The following is a 16,505-nucleotide window of genomic DNA, read 5'->3' as shown; positions in this document are numbered from 1 at the left end:
CTTAGACTATGAGTGACGAAACTCCCGAAGTCCCGGCGGAACCCACCGTCGACGACCTCATCCTTGAAGGCGATGTGCTGACTGACCGCGTCGAGCAGGTGGACCTGCAGACTGAAATGCAGCGCTCCTACCTGGACTACGCCATGGCCGTTATCGTTGGGCGCGCGCTCCCGGACGTCCGCGATGGCCTCAAGCCGGTGCACCGCCGCGTTCTGTACGCGATGTTCGACGGCGGCTACCGTCCTGACCGCTCCTTCAACAAGTGCGCCCGTGTTGTGGGTGACGTCATGGGTACCTATCACCCTCACGGTGATATGGCGATCTACGACGCCCTGGTCCGCTTGATCCAGGACTGGACCATGCGTTACCCCCTGGCCCTGGGCCAGGGCAACTTCGGTTCCCCCGGCAACGACGGCGCTGCTGCTCCCCGTTATACCGAAACCAAGATGGCCCAACTGGCCATGGAAATGGTCCGCGACATCGACGAAGAAACCGTCGACTTCCAGGACAACTACGACGGCAAGAACCAGGAACCCACCATCCTGCCAGCGCGTTTCCCGAACCTGCTGGTGAATGGTTCCTCCGGTATCGCGGTGGGTATGGCCACCAACATTCCGCCGCACAACCTGCGCGAGGTTGCCGAAGGCGTGCAGTGGGCCCTCGACAACCCCACCGCTTCACGGGAGGAACTCCTTGAGGCGCTCCTGCAGCGGATCAAGGGACCGGACTTTCCCACAGGTGCCACCATCCTCGGCCACAAGGGCATCGAAGACGCCTACCGCACTGGCCGTGGCTCCATCACAATGCGCGCAGTGGTCAACGTGGAAGAACTCCAGGGCCGCACCTGCCTGGTGGTCACCGAACTGCCTTACCAGGCCAACCCGGACAACCTGGCCATCAAGATCGCCGAACTGGTCAAGGACGGCAAGATCCAAGGCATCGCGGACCTCCGCGATGAAACCTCGGGCCGCACCGGTCAGCGCCTCGTGATCGTGCTGAAGCGCGATGCTGTGGCCAAGGTCGTCCTGAACAACCTGTACAAGCACACGCAGCTTCAGGACAACTTCTCAGCGAACATGCTGGCAATCGTCGACGGCGTTCCCCGCACCTTGAGCCTGGACGCCTTCATCCGGCACTGGGTGACACACCAGATGGACGTCATCGCCCGCCGGACGCGTTACCGCTTGCGCAAGGCTGAGGAAGAAGCACACATCCTGCGTGCACTCCTCAAGGCGCTGGACATGCTGGATGAGGTTATTGCCCTCATCCGCGCGTCCAACACCACAGAGGCAGCCCGCGAGGGACTCATGGAGCTCCTGGAGATCGATGAACTCCAGGCCCGCGCAATCCTCGATATGCAGCTGCGCCGTTTGGCTGCCTTGGAACGCCAGAAGATCCAGGACCGTCACTCCGAACTCGAAGCCATGATCGAGGAGTACAACGCGATTTTGGCTTCGGAAGAGCGTCAACGCCAGATCATCAGCGAGGAACTTGCTGAGATTGTTGCAAAGCACGGCGATGATCGCCGGACGCACATTCTCATGGGCTTCGACGGGGACATGTCCATGGAGGACCTGATCCCTGAAGAGGAAATGGTCGTCACCATTACCCGTGGTGGTTACGTCAAGCGCACACGCAGTGACAACTACCGCTCGCAGCAGCGCGGCGGTAAGGGCATCAAGGGTGCCCAGTTGCGCGGCGACGACGTCGTGGAGCACTTCTTTGTGACCACCACGCACCACTGGCTGTTGTTCTTCACCAACCTGGGCCGGGTTTACCGTGCCAAGGCCTACGAACTGGCAGAAGCGGGACGCGACGCCAAGGGACAGCATGTAGCAAATCTGCTGGCATTCCAGCCCGATGAGCACATCGCACAGGTCCTGGATCTTCGCGATTACCAGCAAGCTCCCTACCTGGTGCTTGCAACAAAGAACGGTTTGGTCAAGAAGACCAGGCTTGAGGACTACGACACCAACCGCACCGCCGGTGTCATCGCCATCAACCTGCGCGACGGTGACGAACTCGTCTCCGCACAGCTGGTCAGTGAAACTGATGACCTCCTGCTGGTGTCACGCAAGGGCCAGTCCATCCGCTTCACCGCCACGGACGATGCCCTTCGTCCGATGGGCCGGGCAACGTCCGGTGTGACGGGTATGAAGTTCCGTGAAGATGACGAACTGCTGGCCGCAGATGTGGTTCAGGACGGCTCCTTCGTCTTCATTGTGACCGAGGGCGGCTATGCGAAGCGCACCGCCGTGGATGAGTACCGTCTGCAGGGCCGTGGCGGCCTTGGGATCAAGGTTGCCAAGCTCGCGGAGGATCGCGGTGACCTTGTCGGCGCCTTGATTGTGCAGGAAGAAGACGAAGTCCTGGTGGTCATGGAGGGCGGCAAGGTGGTCCGCTCTGCCGTGAGTGGCGTCCCGGCAAAGGGCCGTGACACCATGGGCGTCATCTTTGCCAAGCCCGACAAGAACGACCGCATTATTGAGGTCGCCCGCAACAGCGAACGCGGTTTGGAAGGCGAAGAGTCCGAGGACGGACAGGACGATGACGTAACGTTGGCTGCAGAAGACGGAGCCATTGAGGCGACCGTCACGTCAGAAACGGAAAACGACGTGGACCCGGATACAGAATCGGGCGCGGAGCTGAACGAAGACAACACCGGAGGTAACGAGTGAGTAATTCCGACTCATATCCCAAGCCGAGCACAGGTGTCCCCGGCGGACTCCGGCAGCCCTCGGGCAGCACGCAGGCAGGAGCGCCTGCAAGGCCCCAGCAACGCCCGGGAGCCGGCCCTGCCGGTGCCGGAGCTGCCGGAGCCCGGCCGGCAACTGCCACCAACTCGGCCCAGCGACCAGCAGGAGCTCCTGGACAACGCCCCGCTTCAGCCGGGCAGCGTCCGGCTGGTGCCCCCGGTCAACGCCCTGCCCAGGGCGGCCCGGGACTTGTGAAGCCAGCCCCCAAGGCCAAGGTGCGTCGTGCGCGCCTGCTTGTCAGCAAGGTTGACCCGTGGTCGGTGTTGAAGATGGCGTTCCTGCTGTCCGTGGCACTGGGCATCGTCACCGTTGTCGCCGCGATCGTGCTGTGGACTGTGTTGGATCTCACAGGCATCTTCAACCAGGTGGACAGCCTGCTTGGAACCTTGGCCGGATCCGAAGGCAGTGGTTTCGAGCTGAAGAAAATCGCTTCACTTGGCCAGGTGGCTTCCTTTGCCACGATTATTGCCGTGGTGAATGTGGTTCTGCTGACCGCCCTGTCGATGCTCTCTGCCGTGCTCTATAACATTTCGGCAACGTTGGTTGGCGGCATCGGCGTCACCCTGACGGACGACTAGCAAAAAGCCGCGGATTTACGCCGAAAACGGTGGGATTCAGCGGCCGGAATGCCTCGATTTGAGATCGGGCCGGGATGTGCTGTACAGTCATATCTCGGCCCGATGAGGCATCGGGGCGTATAGCTCAGGCGGTTAGAGCGCTTCGCTGATAACGAAGAGGTCCCAGGTTCAAGTCCTGGTACGCCCACGGAACCTAACAGGTTCAGGTAACACTGAACCGGAATGAGGTGCTTGTGAAGAAGTTGCTGGTGGTAGTTGCAGCGGCGGTCGCAGGCGTCCTGGTCTATAAAAAGGCGCAGGAATCCGAAGCCCGGAAGGATCTCTGGAGCAAGTCAACCGACAAGGTCGACTAGCCACGGAGCCCGGTCTGGAACTGGCAAAAGCCGGTCCTGACATGGGGTATGATTGACGGGTTGCTTCTTATGGGGGCATGGCGCAATTGGTAGCGCACCTGCTTTGCAAGCAGGGGGTTCGGGGTTCGAGTCCCCGTGCCTCCACCATAAGAAAAGTCCCGGTCAGAAATGACCGGGACTTTTGCGTTTAACCCAGTTTGGCTTGAGCAACTTAGTTGACTGCGCAACCCAGTTTGGGGGCTGGAGCAAACTCAGTTGTCCTGGGCCACGGTGTTAAGGGCCCGCTCCAGGAATGCCTTCAGTTCACCATCCCCCAGCACAGGAGTCACCACCCCAAGCTCCAGTGTCGGCTGGGTCTTGGCTTCCGCCGCCGCCAACGCAGCCTGGACATTGCGGCGGGCTTCTGCCACGGCCGGGGAATCCCCTCGCTTGGCAGCCTCGAGCATGATCAGGGCCTCTTCCACACCCCGTCCGTAATTGGCGGCCGCCTTTGCCCAATGGGTGGCGTCCTCCGCGAAGCCTGGCACCGCCATCCTCGGCAACAATTCCGGCAGCTTCTGGAGCAGCTCGGCCCGCGCCTTCAGACCGCCCGAAGGCGACTTGCCGGCGTCGTAATCCGACCAGAACTGCCCCATGTCCCGCCGGAGCTCCGGAGCAGACGGAGTGAGCTTGTCGTCCTGCCAGTCTTGGTTGAGGTCCACGAAAGCCCTTACGGCTGCGCGGACCTGCGGATCCGGGCCCGAGACCTGTTGCAGGGCTGCGTCCATGGACTTGCCGGGCTTGTACGCTGGTCCATTCCATGAGAGGTCGGCGTAGTTAAAGATGGCGGGGAGAGACAGATAGGGCTCAATCATTGGATTGGTTACGATTCCGCGGACTGACTTGTACAGATCCGGGTCCCGCCCGACGACCGGGGCCATGAAGAGGTGGTCCTGGGAAAAGTCGTTCACGGGGTAGTTATCCCAAATGACAAGGTCCCGTGGAGAATCCGGGGTCCCGTAGGTCAGCCGGGCGGTCTCGGCTGAGTTGGCGCTGATCCTGTGGGAGACCACATCTTCACCCGTCCACTGGACAACGATCCCGGGGTTCAGGGACCGGCCAAGTTCCCGCTTGTAAGGATTGCTCCCGGAACCGTTGTAGAAGGTGGGAACCGTTTGCAGGGGTTCGATGTCCGGCTTTGTCGAAATGAACCGGTCATTGACGTCATTGAGGAATGATGCCTGTGCTTTGGCCAGGTTGGCTTGACCTGCACCAAAGTCCTTGAGGTCCTCTGCGCACTGGACTTTGGTGGCAATGTCATCAAGCGGAATCACGAACGAACGGACACCGATCGAATACAAGGATTCAAGCTTGGCCACTGCAAAGTTGAGATCCGCCTCGGCGGAATAGCAACTATCGATGCCCGGGGACAGCGCGTAAGTAAAGAGGATGTGGTTGGCAGTGGCGGTATCCACCAGCTCCCGTAGTTGCTTGAGGTCCTCGTCCGAGTACAGTGCCCGCCACTTCTCCCGCAGCAATGGATCATCCTTTGGGGAATAGATGTAGGTATTCATTTTCTGGCGTCCCGCAAATTTGAGGACATCCAGACGGGCCTGATGGGACCATGGCGTGCCGTAAAACCCTTCGATGACGCCACGGGTTTCCATAAGCGGCCAATCACTGACCCGGGCCGCCGACATGGCCCCATCCTTAAGCAACTGGCGCGCGGTTTGCACGGCATGGAAAACGCCGTCGGCATCCGTTCCGGCGAGTACCGCCGTCGGAATCCCTGAAGTTTTTCCAGTGGCTATGGCGTAGCCTTCAGCTCGGCCGACTGCGTTCTGGATGTCCGCCGCGCTTTCCTTTCCCAGCTCTTTGAGTACCGGGCTTACTGTGGCATCTGCTGCGGTGCCAAGGAAGACGGCCGAACTGCCGGCCGCTGGGCTGTCCAGGGCTGTCACGGCTTCTGCGGTACCCCCGGCTCCTGTCACCAGGTCTCGGAGGGCGGCGATGGACGCTTGGTCTGTGCCGGGGGAAGCCACAATGTAAACGTGGCCGTTCAGAGGGATGGGATCTCCCCCTCCGGCCTGGAGATGTTGTGGGACGGGGAAGATACTTGGGATTTCGGTCTTGCCCGTACCTTGCCCACCGGACCGTTCCCGGGAAACCACCAACCAGCCCGTAACGACCAGGGCGACAGCCAGGGCCGCAACTGCGATCAGCAGCAGTACTGATCGTCTCCGTCTGGCTCCACGGACGGGCGTTGTGTTCAATCAGGTGTCCCCTTGGGAAAGCCGTCGCCGACTGTCTGGAATGTTGAATCAAGACAACCACACTGTCCGCGCCGCACATAGAGGGCGGGACGGGTGCCGCACCAAACTAAGGTTGATCCGTGAACCTTCTCATTTCAGCGCTGGGAGTCCTTGGCGTGGCTTCGTCAGGACCATTGATCGCCGGCACCTTGGGTGCCACGTCAGTGACGGCGTTGGCGATCGCCTTCTGGCGGAACGCGATCGGAGCAGTCGTGATGGCGGCGCCGGTGGCCATCCGGGAGCCCAAACAGTTTGGGAAGATCAACCGCCGCGAGTTTGGCTGGTGCACGGTTGCCGCCGTCGCCCTGGCCTTTCACTTCGCTTGCTTCATCACGGCACTGCAGCTGACCTCGGTAGCTGCAGCCACTGCCTTGGTCTGCCTCCAGTCAGCATGGATCGCGGTCTTCCAGTTGTTCAGGGGCGCCCGCCATCGCTGGCCGGTCCTGGTGGGCTTGGGGATAGCCTTTGGCGGAGTCGTGGCCATTACCGGATTCGATATGGGCTCTTCACCGCAGGCCCTTCTGGGCGACGTCCTGGCGCTGGCTGGTGGAGCTTTGGCCGGCCTGTACACCCTGGCTGGCGGCAAGGCCCGCCAGTCCATGGGAACGGGCACGTACACCACGCTCTGCTATGGAATGTGTGCCGCGATTGTTGCTGTGCTGGCTTTGCTCAGTGGCCAACCGTTGGCAGGGTTCGACGCCGGAGGTTGGCTTGGGATTCTCGCCATCACCGTTTGTGCACAGCTGGTAGGACACACCGCGTTCAACCACCTGCTGGCCACAATGAGCCCCTTGCTGGTTTCCATGATCATCCTGTTGGAAATTCCCGGGGCAGCGATCCTTGCGGCCATCTTCCTGAACGAAACACTGCCAGCCGGGACATACGCCGGTCTTGCGCTGATTCTCATTGGACTTGCGGTGGTGGTCGCCGGCCAACGGCGCGACAAAGGCGAAGCAGACCGGCGGGAGGCCGAGCTGGGAACTGACTGAGCTTCCGCCGTCAGGCTTCTACTGCCATGCGTGCTGTTGCCGGAAGGAAGCTGCCGGGCAGGAAGTGGCCGGGCAGGAAGTTGTTGGACCAGGCCCTACAGGCTGCTGCGTCGAATGCCCTGCGCCGCGTTGGCCGTATGAATGGCCCGCAGGAGCTTGGCGGGGAAGTAGACCGAGAAGAAGACCACCATGGGCGCTTTCAGGGCCATCTTCTTGACGTTGTGCGCCTTGTACGTCCGGTCGAAGCGCGTGACGTAGTAGCGGTAGTCCCGCGGAGAGTCCTCAAGGCGTCGGGCCGACATGCCGGACACCATTTGCGGGCAATACCGGACATGGAGATCGTGCTCGGCGAGGTGCAGTGAGAGGTCGATGTCCTCGTGCATCTCATCCTTCTCATCCAGACATGTTTCGTCCCGTATGGTTTCCCATGCGGTACGCCGAAGGGCCATGTTGGAACCGAACAGGAAGTGGTACTGGTGCTTGGCAAGGCGCAGCATCAGCTGGCGCATTTTGTCATCCGCTTTGAGCCCGAACCGGCGCATTGGCATGTCGTAATAGACCACAGGTCCGGTAGCCGCCTGGACGGACTGATCCATGAAGGCCTTCTGGACTTGCTCAACCCAGTCAGGCTCGAGGACGGAATCGGCGTCGATGCGCCCTACGATTTCACCGTTGGCGCTGTTGAGCCCAAAGTTGCGGGTGGGAATGAGTCCCTGCGTGGCGTCCTGCCGTAAAAGGATAATGGGGCTCTCCGGGTATTCCTGCTGCATCTGACGCACTATCCTGGCGGTGCGGTCGGTGGAGAGATTGTCCACCACGATGATTTCTTCAGCAGGAACAGACTGGTAGATGGCCGCGATGAGGCACTGGCGAATGACGCTTTCCTCGTTATACGCCGGGATGACGATTGAAACCCCCGGAGGCACCGGGACTTCCTTGAGGGCACCCGCAACGGGTCTATCGGCTGACATCACTTCAAATCTAACACCCGGCAGAGCGTCCCCAGCGGACTGTTGGGTTACAAGCTGGCAAACACTGAAGGGATCCCGGTCTGGCCGGGATCCCTTCAGTGTTTGTATCAATGGCGGCCTCTATGAACCAGGCCAATCAGAACCCTAGAGCTGGGAGTCCTTGGACGTGGACGTTGTGTCGTCGTCCTTGTGGCCGCTTGCCGCAATGTTCCTGGTCGCGGTTTTGGCATCCGTAGCGACGTTGGACGTGGAATCCTCGCCCTTCTCGAACGCATCCTTGGTTGCCTGCTCCACTTCGGCAGCGGCTTCCTCGGGCGTAATGTCGGAAGTTTTGGATTCGGCCGGCACGGTTGCCGTCGCCGTAGCTGATGCTGCAGTGTCTGCGGGAGCCGGGGCCGGCGTTGGCGCAGGGGTTGGATTGACCGGGGCCGGCGTCTTCCAAGGATCCTCCACAGGCTTGGAGGCCTTCCACGCAGCAACACCGGCAGCAACCGCGGCCGCGATGACTGTGACAACCAGCCATCCGCGTTTCTTCGGCTTCTGCTGGACAGCCAACTGCTGGGAAACAGCCTTGCTGGTCTGGTCCGCCACTGCCTTGATCTGCTTGCCGGTGGCCTGAGCTTGCTCCTGCACGCTGTGGACCACACCCGAGTCCACCAGTTTCTGCGCAACGGCATCCACTTGGGCGGGCGCGTTCTCAAGGACGTGATGGACAACTACGGAAGCCTGGCCCAGCTGCTCGGACAGCTTGGGCAGGTACTCCTCAACTACCTTGTCCCGGGCGAGTCCAAGGGCCGGAGTTGCCTTATTAAGGGTCTCCTGGATCTTGGGTGTGGCGTCCTCCACAGCGTCATGGATCTTCGGCGCGAGGTGCGCCAGCCCATCCTGAAGCCGTGGCGTAACTGTTGCCACGCCGTCGGCGAGGTTGTGCGCCGCCGACTTCAGTCCCTCCTGGATCTTGGGGGAAGCGGTATCAATGCCGTGCTGAATACGGGGAACAGCCCAATTGACGGCTGCTTCCACACGGGGCGCCGCCCAGTCGCGGGCGTTATCCACACCAGCCGCAACGGAGTGTTCAAGGTCGCGGGCAATACGGTCTGATTTCTTCACAACTACCTCCCGATACACATGCTCGTTTGAAGCTAGCCTACGTGCCTTGAGGAACAGCGGCTATTCATCTGCAGGATTCTTCCCGGATTTCACCCAGCGCGGAACCGGCTTTACAGCCATGCCCCCGTTGACCCTGCATGAAAGAATGGGGCCATGACCATCGCAACCGCAAAAGCAACGATCCACACGAGCCTCGGCGACATCAAGGTTGACCTCTTCGGCAACCACGCCCCCAAGACGGTCGCCAACTTCATTGGCCTCGCTACGGGCGAAAAGTCCTGGACGCACCCGGAAACCGGCGAAGACAAGACCGGCACGCCCCTTTATGACGGCACCATCTTCCACCGCATCATCAAGGACTTCATGATCCAGGGTGGCGATCCCCTGGGCCGCGGCGTTGGCGGACCGGGCTACAAGTTCGACGACGAAATCCACCCCGAGCTGACCTTCAACGCCCCCTACAAACTGGCCATGGCCAACGCTGGTATCCAGATGGGCAAGGGCACCAACGGGTCACAGTTCTTCATCACTACGGTCAACACCGACTGGCTGTTCGGCAAGCACAGCATCTTCGGTGAAGTAGCTGACGAGGAATCCCGCAAGGTTGTTGACGCCATTGAGGGCGTCCGCACCGGCATGGGCGACCGCCCCGTTGAGGACGTCGTCATCAACAGCATCGACATCGAACAGCTCTAGCCTGCATTCATGAGCTACGGAATCCCGTCGGCAGAGCCGTCCGCCACCATCCCGGTGTGCCCACGGCACCCGGACAGGCCCTCCTACGTGCGCTGCCAGCGCTGCGGACGCCCCGCGTGCCCCGAGTGCCAGCGGGCGGCCGCCGTCGGGTTCCAATGTGTTGATTGCGTCAACGAACAAAAACGTACGACGCCGACCTACCGCTCTCCCTATGGCGGTGCCTTGGCAACCGGCCGGCCCTTGGTGACGTTTACGATCATCGGGTTGTGCGTGCTGGTTTACGTCCTTCAATGGATTGTTCCCGGCGACGCCGTATTCCAGAATTTTGCGTTCGCAAATTATGCAGCTGCCAGCGAGCCTTGGCGGATGCTTACGGCGGCCTTCCTTCATTCGCAAGGGTTCCTGCTGCACATCGTCCTGAACATGTACACGCTGTGGATTTTCGGACAAGCCCTTGAGCCTTTGCTCGGGCGGATCCGGTTCCTGGCCGTGTACCTGCTCTCCGCCGTTGGCGGATCCGTGGGCTACCTTTTGTTGACTCCCACCTTTCCCGTGGTTGGCGTGGTGGGAGCTTCAGGCGCCATTTTCGGCCTGTTCGGTGCCATGCTCGTAGTGCAGCGTCATCGCGGCGGCGAAACCAAACAACTTTGGGTCCTCATTGCGATCAATGGTGCCATTGGCTTCTTTGTACCCAGCATCGCCTGGCAAGCCCACTTGGGTGGCCTGATCACCGGCGGCCTCGCTGCCGCCGCTATTGCCTATGCCCCGCGGGACAAGAACCAGGCCCTGCTCCAAGCGGGCGGCCTCATCCTCGTGGCAGGCCTTCTGGCCGTGCTCGCGTGGTTCCGCATCACTGCAGGCTAGCTGCAACACTTCCCGCAACTGTGACCGGTTGCCGCAGAATCGTCCTGAGTTTCTCCGGTGCAGTGCGGCGAGCGTCGCTGAGGTAGATCTCGTGATGCTTCCCCGACATCGTCAGCGACTCGCCGGGAATAAAGCTGTTGTGCATTTCCGCGAGCACTGGACCCTCGTCATCGTAGGGCCCTATATGGAGGGTCTGGACGCTTAGCCCTTCATCGAGTGTTTCCAATCGAAGAGCGTCAATTGCCGGGCCTTGGCCCTTTTGGGCGACGATCTTACGTGCGTCCTCGAAGTGATCCTGGGTCATCCAGCCGGGAACCATATTCATCAAGGTCCAGTCCCAGCGTGACTTGTCCCTGGCGCTTGTAAACGTATCCATGTCCTCTGCCCACCAGAGCGCTTCCAAGGGCATCACGGTGTAATCGCGGCCCAGCTCCTGCTTGCTGAAGAACTTCATCTTGTAAGCGATCGGATAGATGGTGGCCAGCGCATCCCTATAGCACTGGGAGGTGTTTGGATCCCCATGGCCGTCGATCATGAGGAACTGCAGGGCCGGAACCGTCACCACGCAAAACCTGCCGTGCGAGGCGTTGTACGTTTCGATCTGCTTTTTAAGGTCGACTTTCATCGGCAAGTAATCCCACTCCCCTATTATCGGCGTTGGACGTTATCCACAGCTGTTGTCCACAGTGTGAGTAACTTACATCCGTGTAGTTAGCTTGTTAGGGGCCTGTGCGGCCTGTCAGAGCAGTAGATATCCCCGGAAAGGCATGGATTCATCCACATCTGTGGATAACTTTGTCCCCTAACCTGTCTCGTTTGTGGACAACCAAGCCCTTTCCAGGCGAGCTGTGGATAAAGCTGTTAATGGTGGTGTGGAGGGGCCTCTATCAACAGGCTTATCAACAATGTTAATAACTTACACGTGTGTAGTTCAGGACCGTTGCGGTTGCTTTTTTGGCGCAAGCGCGCGGATCAAGCGCGGGAAACCCACAAGTTTTCCCCACCTGTGGATAACTTGTGGGTAGGGGGTTGTTGTTAAGTGGGTAACTCCGCCGGGATGCAGGGTCGCGAAGAGGACCGGCGAGGGAGGACGGCCGGCTTCGGGACGATTTTGGGCTTCGGATCGTCAGCGAAAGCGCTAATGAGTAAATCCAGCAATGGTCCACTGATGAACGTTCAATGAAGATGCGGCCACTATCCACAGCGGGATGCACAGTGGGCATAACTCCCTCGTGTGGGTCCGGCGCCCAGGATCAGCACTGCGACGGGGATTCTGGGGAAAAGTACGTGGATGTCCACAGAACTTATCCACGCCTGTGGATAAAGTTACGCACTTCTGTGGAAAATGGCCGAGGGTGGCCTGTGGAAGGCCGAAGCGCTACTTCTGACCTTGCTCCAGCCAAACGCCCGACGTACCCCGCCTGTGGCTATCAACCAAGTGTGTGTCGATGATCCCTACGGCTTCCATGAGGGCATACATGGTGGTGGGGCCAACGAACGCAAAGCCCTTCTTACGGAGCGCCTTGGACAGCGCTATCGATTCGGGCGAAGTGGTGGGGATTTCTGCATAGGTTCGGGGGGCAGGCGTAGTATCCGGTTTGAAGGACCACACGAAGTCCACCAGCCCGCCCTCAGCCCTAAGGGCGATGGTGGCCTTGGCGTTGGTGATTGCCGCCTGGATCTTAAGGCGGTTCCTGACGATGCCGGCGTCCAGCATCAGCCGCTCGACATCCGCGTCCGTGAAAGCAGCGACGCTTTCAGGGTGGAAATCCAGGAAAGCCTTCCTGAAGGCTTCCCGTTTCCGAAGGATGGTTGCCCATGACAGGCCGGCTTGGAACGCCTCGAGACTGATGCGCTCATACATCCCTTGCTCGTCCCGGACCGGCATGCCCCACTCGTGATCGTAGTAAGCCTGCATCAGCGGATCCGAGGCAGCCCACAGTGGCCGCGCCAAGCCATCCTGGCCGATGATGATGCCGGTTTCTTCCGTGGTCATGAATGCTCCTCTGCGGCCGTCCCACGGACGCCAACCCTTGCTCTTGTCTCTAGGGACATTCTGCCCCCTGCCTGTGACATTTTTATCGCTGGGATCTGGCCCCTAGGACAACCCCGTGACACGCATGGTGATGTTGATTCGTCCGTGGGAGAGCCCACACCCTTCCGGGCAGGTTCCGGGGAGGACCTTTGGGATGCCGTGATACGAGAACCTCGAGGCTCCGCCGAAAACGAAAAGGTCTCCCGACCGGAGTTCGACGTCCGTATACGGCTTGGTGCGCGTCTGGGTGTTGCCGAAACGGAAGAGGCACGTCTCCCCGATGCTGAGCGACACTACCGGAGCATTGGAACGTTCATCCTTGTCCTGATGCATGCCCATGGTGGCCCCGCGATCGTAGAAGTTCACCAGTGCGGCATCGGGTGTGTAATTGCCGGCGAGTTCGGGGAGGGCCTCGTTGCCTTCCGGCCCGGGCAAGTAAGCATCGGCTACGGCCTTCCTGCCCAAGCGAACCATCCACTCCGGGAACTCGAGTACCGGCCTGCCGTTCACGTCCGTAGCTTCCCGCGTGTAACGGTAGGGCTGCCAATGCCAGCCCAGGCAAAGGGTCCGGACAGACATCCGGTGCCCTCCCGGCAACGTCGCTGCCCGCAGGGGCACCGGCCCGTGTGTCCATTCGCCAAAGCGTTGCACGATCCACCTCTGCTGCTCCAGGCTGAGCCAGCCCGGCACGTGCACGGCGCCTGGAGCTATCACCCGGGGGCCGGCGTCGTGGGTGTCAGGTTGGATAAGCGTCAACGGAAAAAGGGCGTCCTCGCTCATGCGGCAGCCTCAAGTGTGAGGAGCCTTCGTTTCGCCTCGGTTCCGCCAAGGTAACCGCCGAAAGTGCCGTCGGACTTCACCACGCGGTGGCAGGGAACGATCACCGGCAGCGGGTTCGTGGCGCAGGCGGTTCCAACGGCGCGCACAGCTTTGGCGCTTCCGGCGGCCTGGGCCACCTGTGCGTAACTCTCGGTCCTGCCGTAGGCAATGTGCGGCAAGTGGTGGAGGACATTGAGGCGGAACCCGCGTGCGAGCTGGAAATCCAAGGGAAGGTCGAAATCCTGACGGGTGCGGTTGAAGTACTCGTCCAATTGGCGGGCAGCGGCCTCAAGTTGTGAGGGTGCATGCAGGATGCGGGGACTCACCGTGCTGGCCAGCAATTGCAATACGGCCTCATGGTTCTCACGCTCGAACGCTACCCGCACAAGGCCATGTTCCGTAGCCGCCAAAAGGAGCTTGCCCACAGGTGAATCCACCACTGAGTATGCGATATCCAGGGAATGGCTTTCCTGGGCAGCGCGGACAAGTCTCGCGTGGAGGTTGGACAGGGCGGGTTCGATTCCGGCGTCGAGGGGCTTAAGGAGCACGGCAACCTCGGCGTGGTCCGGGAGTGATTCAAGAGTCATCGGATTTCTCCTTTCGCCGATGCTGGGACGGATGAGGTGGTCACGGACGTGGAATGAACCAGGAAAGCCCGCACGGATTCGGGCTCTTCGCGGAGCATGGCACGGAGGGCTTTCACACCGTCGGATCCAGCACGTCGTGCGGCATCCGGTGTCCCGCCAAGAAGTGACGCTATGTCCTGATATGGGAGGCCCGCCAAATAGTGGTAGGCCACTGCCTGGCGTTGTTTAGGTGGCAATCGCCCGACAGCGCTGAGCAGCTCCGCTTGGTTGTCACCAGGAATGCCAATTTTCGAGGGCCGCTCGGGTGGCTGATCGACAGGTAAGGGGCGGCGATTACTGGAACGGATGAGGTCGATGCATTTCCGATGCGCAATAGTGACGAGCCAGGCCTCAAGGTTGGCATCCTCAGGGAGGGCACCATAAGCCTGCAAAGCCGAAAGAAACGTTTCGGACCATGCGTCGTCAGCATCATGAAGGCCCACCACTGCACGGCACACCCGGAGCACAGTGCCGCCGTGTTCCTGGACGACTGCTTCGAACGGCCTCTTGTGGGCCGGGTGCGGGCGCTGCATCAGAAGAGCTTGCCCTCTTTCACGACGGCTGGCTCTTCGAGCTCAAGAAGGAAGCGCTTGTTGCGCAGGCCTCCCGCGTAGCCCGTGAGTTGCCCCTTGCGCCCCACCACGCGGTGGCACGGGATGATGATGCTAATGGGATTCCGCCCTACTGCGGATCCAACAGCCTGGGCCAGATGGGGGTCCCCCATCTCGAGAGCGAGTTCGCCGTAGCTAATGGTTTCCCCAAAAGGAATGTGTTGGAGCCGCTGCCAGACCTTCTCTTGGAAGGCATTGCCCCGGGCCTCAAAAGCGACGTCGAATTGAGTGCGCTTTCCTTCGAGATACTCATCGAGTTGGACACGGGTCTGCTCGAAGAGTGGCTCGTCGATACGTGCCGGGACTCCGAAGTAGTCCGGCGGAGGCATGTGCCAATGGCCCTCGTAAAAGATGCCCGTCAAAAACTCCCCGCGGGCAGTCAGCGTCAGCTGCCCCAGCGGGGAATCCATGGTGGTGTGCCTGGTGTTCATAACCTGTAGACGTTCGCGGGCACCGAAATGTGAGGTGTGGGATTCCTAGGCGCGCCAGCGCGTAGTCATGAGGAATCCGACGATGGCGATGCCGAACCCGGCAACGATGTTCCACGAAGCCCATTCCTGCACGGGGAACTTGCCCTCGGTGATGTAGAACGTGATGATCCAGATCAGCCCCAGGATCATCAGGCCGAACATGACCGGCTTGTACCAAACGGGATTCGGCTTGTACTGCTGTGCGGCGGAAGTCTGCTGGGCCTGACGGGCAGGCCGCTTGCGGGGCTTGGACTCGGGCACGGATCCTCCTTGGCTGTTCGATTGAAACCCGATGCTGCCGGCCTTGGTATCCTGCAGGAAGGAAAAATTCCAGCGGTCAACGGCCACGCGGTGCTCCGGGTTGTTACTAGCTGTCAAGTCTAGCCGCAACCGGGGTAGGCCAGCGCCGCCCGCGCCCTACATGAGGAGACCCTGTGGCGGACCAGCAGACGACGGCGGCTGCCGCCGTGCCGTCCGCCCGCCGGAACCAGGGGAAGCCTCCCCGCGACCGGCTCACAGCCTCGGCTGTTATGCGCACTATCAGCCAGGTACTGGGCGAGTTGCTCATTACCGCAGGCATTGTCCTCTTGCTTTTTGTGGGCTGGGAGCTGTGGTGGACCAACGTGGAGGCCGACGCCAAGCAGACCGAAGCCGTGAAGAGTTTTGCACAGGAATTTGCGGGGCCGGTAACGCCAGCCGCCAGCCAGGCCACGGACTACGGTCCGCCCGTCGTCGGGACAGCACCTGCCCATGGGAAAACCATCGGGATCATGTACATCCCGCGATTCGGTCCGGACTACACGCGGCCCATTATCGAAGGAACAGACCAGGATGTCCTGGACACGCTGGGCCTGGGACACTACGGAAACACCAGCATGCCTGGAGCCCTCGGCAATTTCGCCGTCGCGGGGCACCGGCAAACACACGGCGCTGTACTGGATAACATCCACACCCTGGTCCCCGGGGACAAGATTTACGTCCAGACGCCAGACGGCTATTACACCTATGTTTTCCGCAACAACCAGATTGTGTTGCCCAGCCAAACCGACGTCTTGATGCCGGTCCCCACCCAACCCGGAGTCACGCCCCGTGAAAGCATCCTGACCATGACCAGTTGCAACCCGCGCTTCGGATCCCAGGAACGCATCATCGCCTACTCCGTCCTTGAGGGTTGGCAACCGGCCTCAGCCGGACCGCCGTCGGAAATAGCCGCCCAAGTAGCCCAAGCCCAAGGAAAGGGGTAACGGATGTACGCCTGGATCTTTCGGAATTTGCCCGGCCCCTTGTGGGTGCGGATACTGACATCGGTGGCGCTTGTGGCCGTAGCCCTCGTCCT

At 60.8% G+C, this 16,505-nt stretch carries 17 protein-coding genes and 2 tRNA genes; 9 read left to right on the top strand and 10 right to left on the bottom strand.

Annotated elements, in window-relative coordinates:
* Nucleotides 1-8: 8 nt before the first annotated feature.
* From gyrA to AC6I97_RS02160, 5 genes are all read left to right on the top strand, one after another.
* On the top strand, nt 9-2,678 hold the full coding sequence (gene gyrA / locus AC6I97_RS02180) for a DNA gyrase subunit A (RefSeq protein ID WP_224094503.1): 2,670 nt from the start codon (nt 9-11) through the stop codon (nt 2,676-2,678).
* Nucleotides 2,675-3,334, top strand: a complete 660-nt coding sequence (locus AC6I97_RS02175) for a DUF3566 domain-containing protein (RefSeq protein WP_497943959.1) — start codon at nt 2,675-2,677, stop codon at nt 3,332-3,334. Before gyrA ends, AC6I97_RS02175 begins: the two co-directional genes overlap by 4 nt.
* Nucleotides 3,335-3,447: 113 nt before the next feature.
* Nucleotides 3,448-3,521 (top strand) — tRNA-Ile (locus tag AC6I97_RS02170).
* 46 nt (nt 3,522-3,567) lie between these two features.
* Nucleotides 3,568-3,687 (top strand): DLW-39 family protein, encoded by a 120-nt coding sequence (locus AC6I97_RS02165; protein WP_216924378.1) that lies wholly within the window; start codon nt 3,568-3,570, stop codon nt 3,685-3,687.
* 71 nt (nt 3,688-3,758) lie between these two features.
* A tRNA-Ala gene (locus AC6I97_RS02160) sits at nt 3,759-3,834 on the top strand.
* Nucleotides 3,835-3,938: 104 nt separating this feature from the next.
* Here the strand turns inward: AC6I97_RS02160 and AC6I97_RS02155 are convergent.
* The gene (locus AC6I97_RS02155) at nt 3,939-5,939 is read right to left on the bottom strand and encodes a glycoside hydrolase family 84 protein (RefSeq protein WP_497943958.1); all 2,001 of its coding nucleotides are present in this window, start codon (nt 5,937-5,939) and stop codon (nt 3,939-3,941) included.
* A 119-nt stretch (nt 5,940-6,058) separates the two neighbouring features.
* Here AC6I97_RS02155 and AC6I97_RS02150 point away from each other — a divergent pair, with 119 nt between their 5' ends.
* Complete coding sequence (locus AC6I97_RS02150; RefSeq protein ID WP_224094507.1) at nt 6,059-6,967, top strand: DMT family transporter; 909 nt, start codon at nt 6,059-6,061, stop codon at nt 6,965-6,967.
* A gap of 95 nt (nt 6,968-7,062) precedes the next feature.
* Here the strand turns inward: AC6I97_RS02150 and AC6I97_RS02145 are convergent, their stop codons facing one another.
* Complete coding sequence (locus AC6I97_RS02145; RefSeq protein WP_224094509.1) at nt 7,063-7,938, bottom strand: glycosyltransferase family 2 protein; 876 nt, start codon at nt 7,936-7,938, stop codon at nt 7,063-7,065.
* 144 nt (nt 7,939-8,082) lie between these two features.
* Complete coding sequence (locus tag AC6I97_RS02140; protein WP_497943957.1) at nt 8,083-9,048, bottom strand: hypothetical protein; 966 nt, start codon at nt 9,046-9,048, stop codon at nt 8,083-8,085.
* A gap of 153 nt (nt 9,049-9,201) precedes the next feature.
* Between AC6I97_RS02140 and AC6I97_RS02135 the strand changes: the two genes are divergently transcribed.
* Nucleotides 9,202-9,744 carry a peptidylprolyl isomerase gene (locus AC6I97_RS02135; protein ID WP_216924370.1) on the top strand — a complete coding sequence of 181 codons (543 nt, stop codon included), beginning with the start codon at nt 9,202-9,204 and terminating at the stop codon, nt 9,742-9,744.
* Nucleotides 9,745-9,753: 9 nt separating this feature from the next.
* On the top strand, nt 9,754-10,608 hold the full coding sequence (locus AC6I97_RS02130; RefSeq protein ID WP_224165940.1) for a rhomboid family intramembrane serine protease: 855 nt from the start codon (nt 9,754-9,756) through the stop codon (nt 10,606-10,608).
* Here AC6I97_RS02130 and AC6I97_RS02125 read toward each other — a convergent pair.
* The 7 genes from AC6I97_RS02125 to AC6I97_RS02095 all read right to left on the bottom strand — a co-directional run bounded on the left by AC6I97_RS02125 (nt 10,595) and on the right by AC6I97_RS02095 (nt 15,430).
* The gene (locus AC6I97_RS02125; protein WP_224165941.1) at nt 10,595-11,233 is read right to left on the bottom strand and encodes a GyrI-like domain-containing protein; all 639 of its coding nucleotides are present in this window, start codon (nt 11,231-11,233) and stop codon (nt 10,595-10,597) included. The two genes, AC6I97_RS02130 and AC6I97_RS02125, sit on opposite strands and share 14 nt — an antisense overlap.
* Before the next feature lie 753 nt (nt 11,234-11,986).
* On the bottom strand, nt 11,987-12,604 hold the full coding sequence (locus tag AC6I97_RS02120) for a DNA-3-methyladenine glycosylase I (protein ID WP_224165942.1): 618 nt from the start codon (nt 12,602-12,604) through the stop codon (nt 11,987-11,989).
* Between the two features lie 102 nt (nt 12,605-12,706).
* Nucleotides 12,707-13,423: an alpha-ketoglutarate-dependent dioxygenase AlkB family protein gene (locus AC6I97_RS02115; RefSeq protein WP_224165943.1), complete on the bottom strand. Its 717-nt coding sequence runs from the start codon at nt 13,421-13,423 to the stop codon at nt 12,707-12,709.
* Nucleotides 13,420-14,049 carry a methylated-DNA--[protein]-cysteine S-methyltransferase gene (locus AC6I97_RS02110; protein WP_224165944.1) on the bottom strand — a complete coding sequence of 210 codons (630 nt, stop codon included), beginning with the start codon at nt 14,047-14,049 and terminating at the stop codon, nt 13,420-13,422. The genes AC6I97_RS02115 and AC6I97_RS02110 overlap by 4 nt, the downstream gene beginning before the upstream one ends.
* Nucleotides 14,046-14,621 carry an RNA polymerase sigma factor gene (locus AC6I97_RS02105; protein ID WP_224094517.1) on the bottom strand — a complete coding sequence of 192 codons (576 nt, stop codon included), beginning with the start codon at nt 14,619-14,621 and terminating at the stop codon, nt 14,046-14,048. Before AC6I97_RS02105 ends, AC6I97_RS02110 begins: the two co-directional genes overlap by 4 nt.
* Nucleotides 14,621-15,130, bottom strand: a complete 510-nt coding sequence (locus tag AC6I97_RS02100) for a methylated-DNA--[protein]-cysteine S-methyltransferase (RefSeq protein ID WP_224094518.1) — start codon at nt 15,128-15,130, stop codon at nt 14,621-14,623. The genes AC6I97_RS02105 and AC6I97_RS02100 overlap by 1 nt, the downstream gene beginning before the upstream one ends.
* A 45-nt stretch (nt 15,131-15,175) precedes the next feature.
* Nucleotides 15,176-15,430, bottom strand: coding sequence for a cell division protein CrgA (locus AC6I97_RS02095; RefSeq protein ID WP_224094519.1), 255 nt, complete (start codon nt 15,428-15,430; stop codon nt 15,176-15,178).
* 173 nt (nt 15,431-15,603) lie between these two features.
* Here AC6I97_RS02095 and AC6I97_RS02090 point away from each other — a divergent pair, with 173 nt between their 5' ends.
* Nucleotides 15,604-16,413, top strand: a complete 810-nt coding sequence (locus tag AC6I97_RS02090; RefSeq protein ID WP_497943956.1) for a class E sortase — start codon at nt 15,604-15,606, stop codon at nt 16,411-16,413.
* Nucleotides 16,414-16,505 lie beyond the last annotated feature (92 nt).

This window comes from Arthrobacter sp. TmtSoilC48 (genome assembly GCF_059739425.1).
Note: the sequence above shows the minus strand (reverse complement) of the source record. Positions and strands in the feature narration are given on the sequence as shown.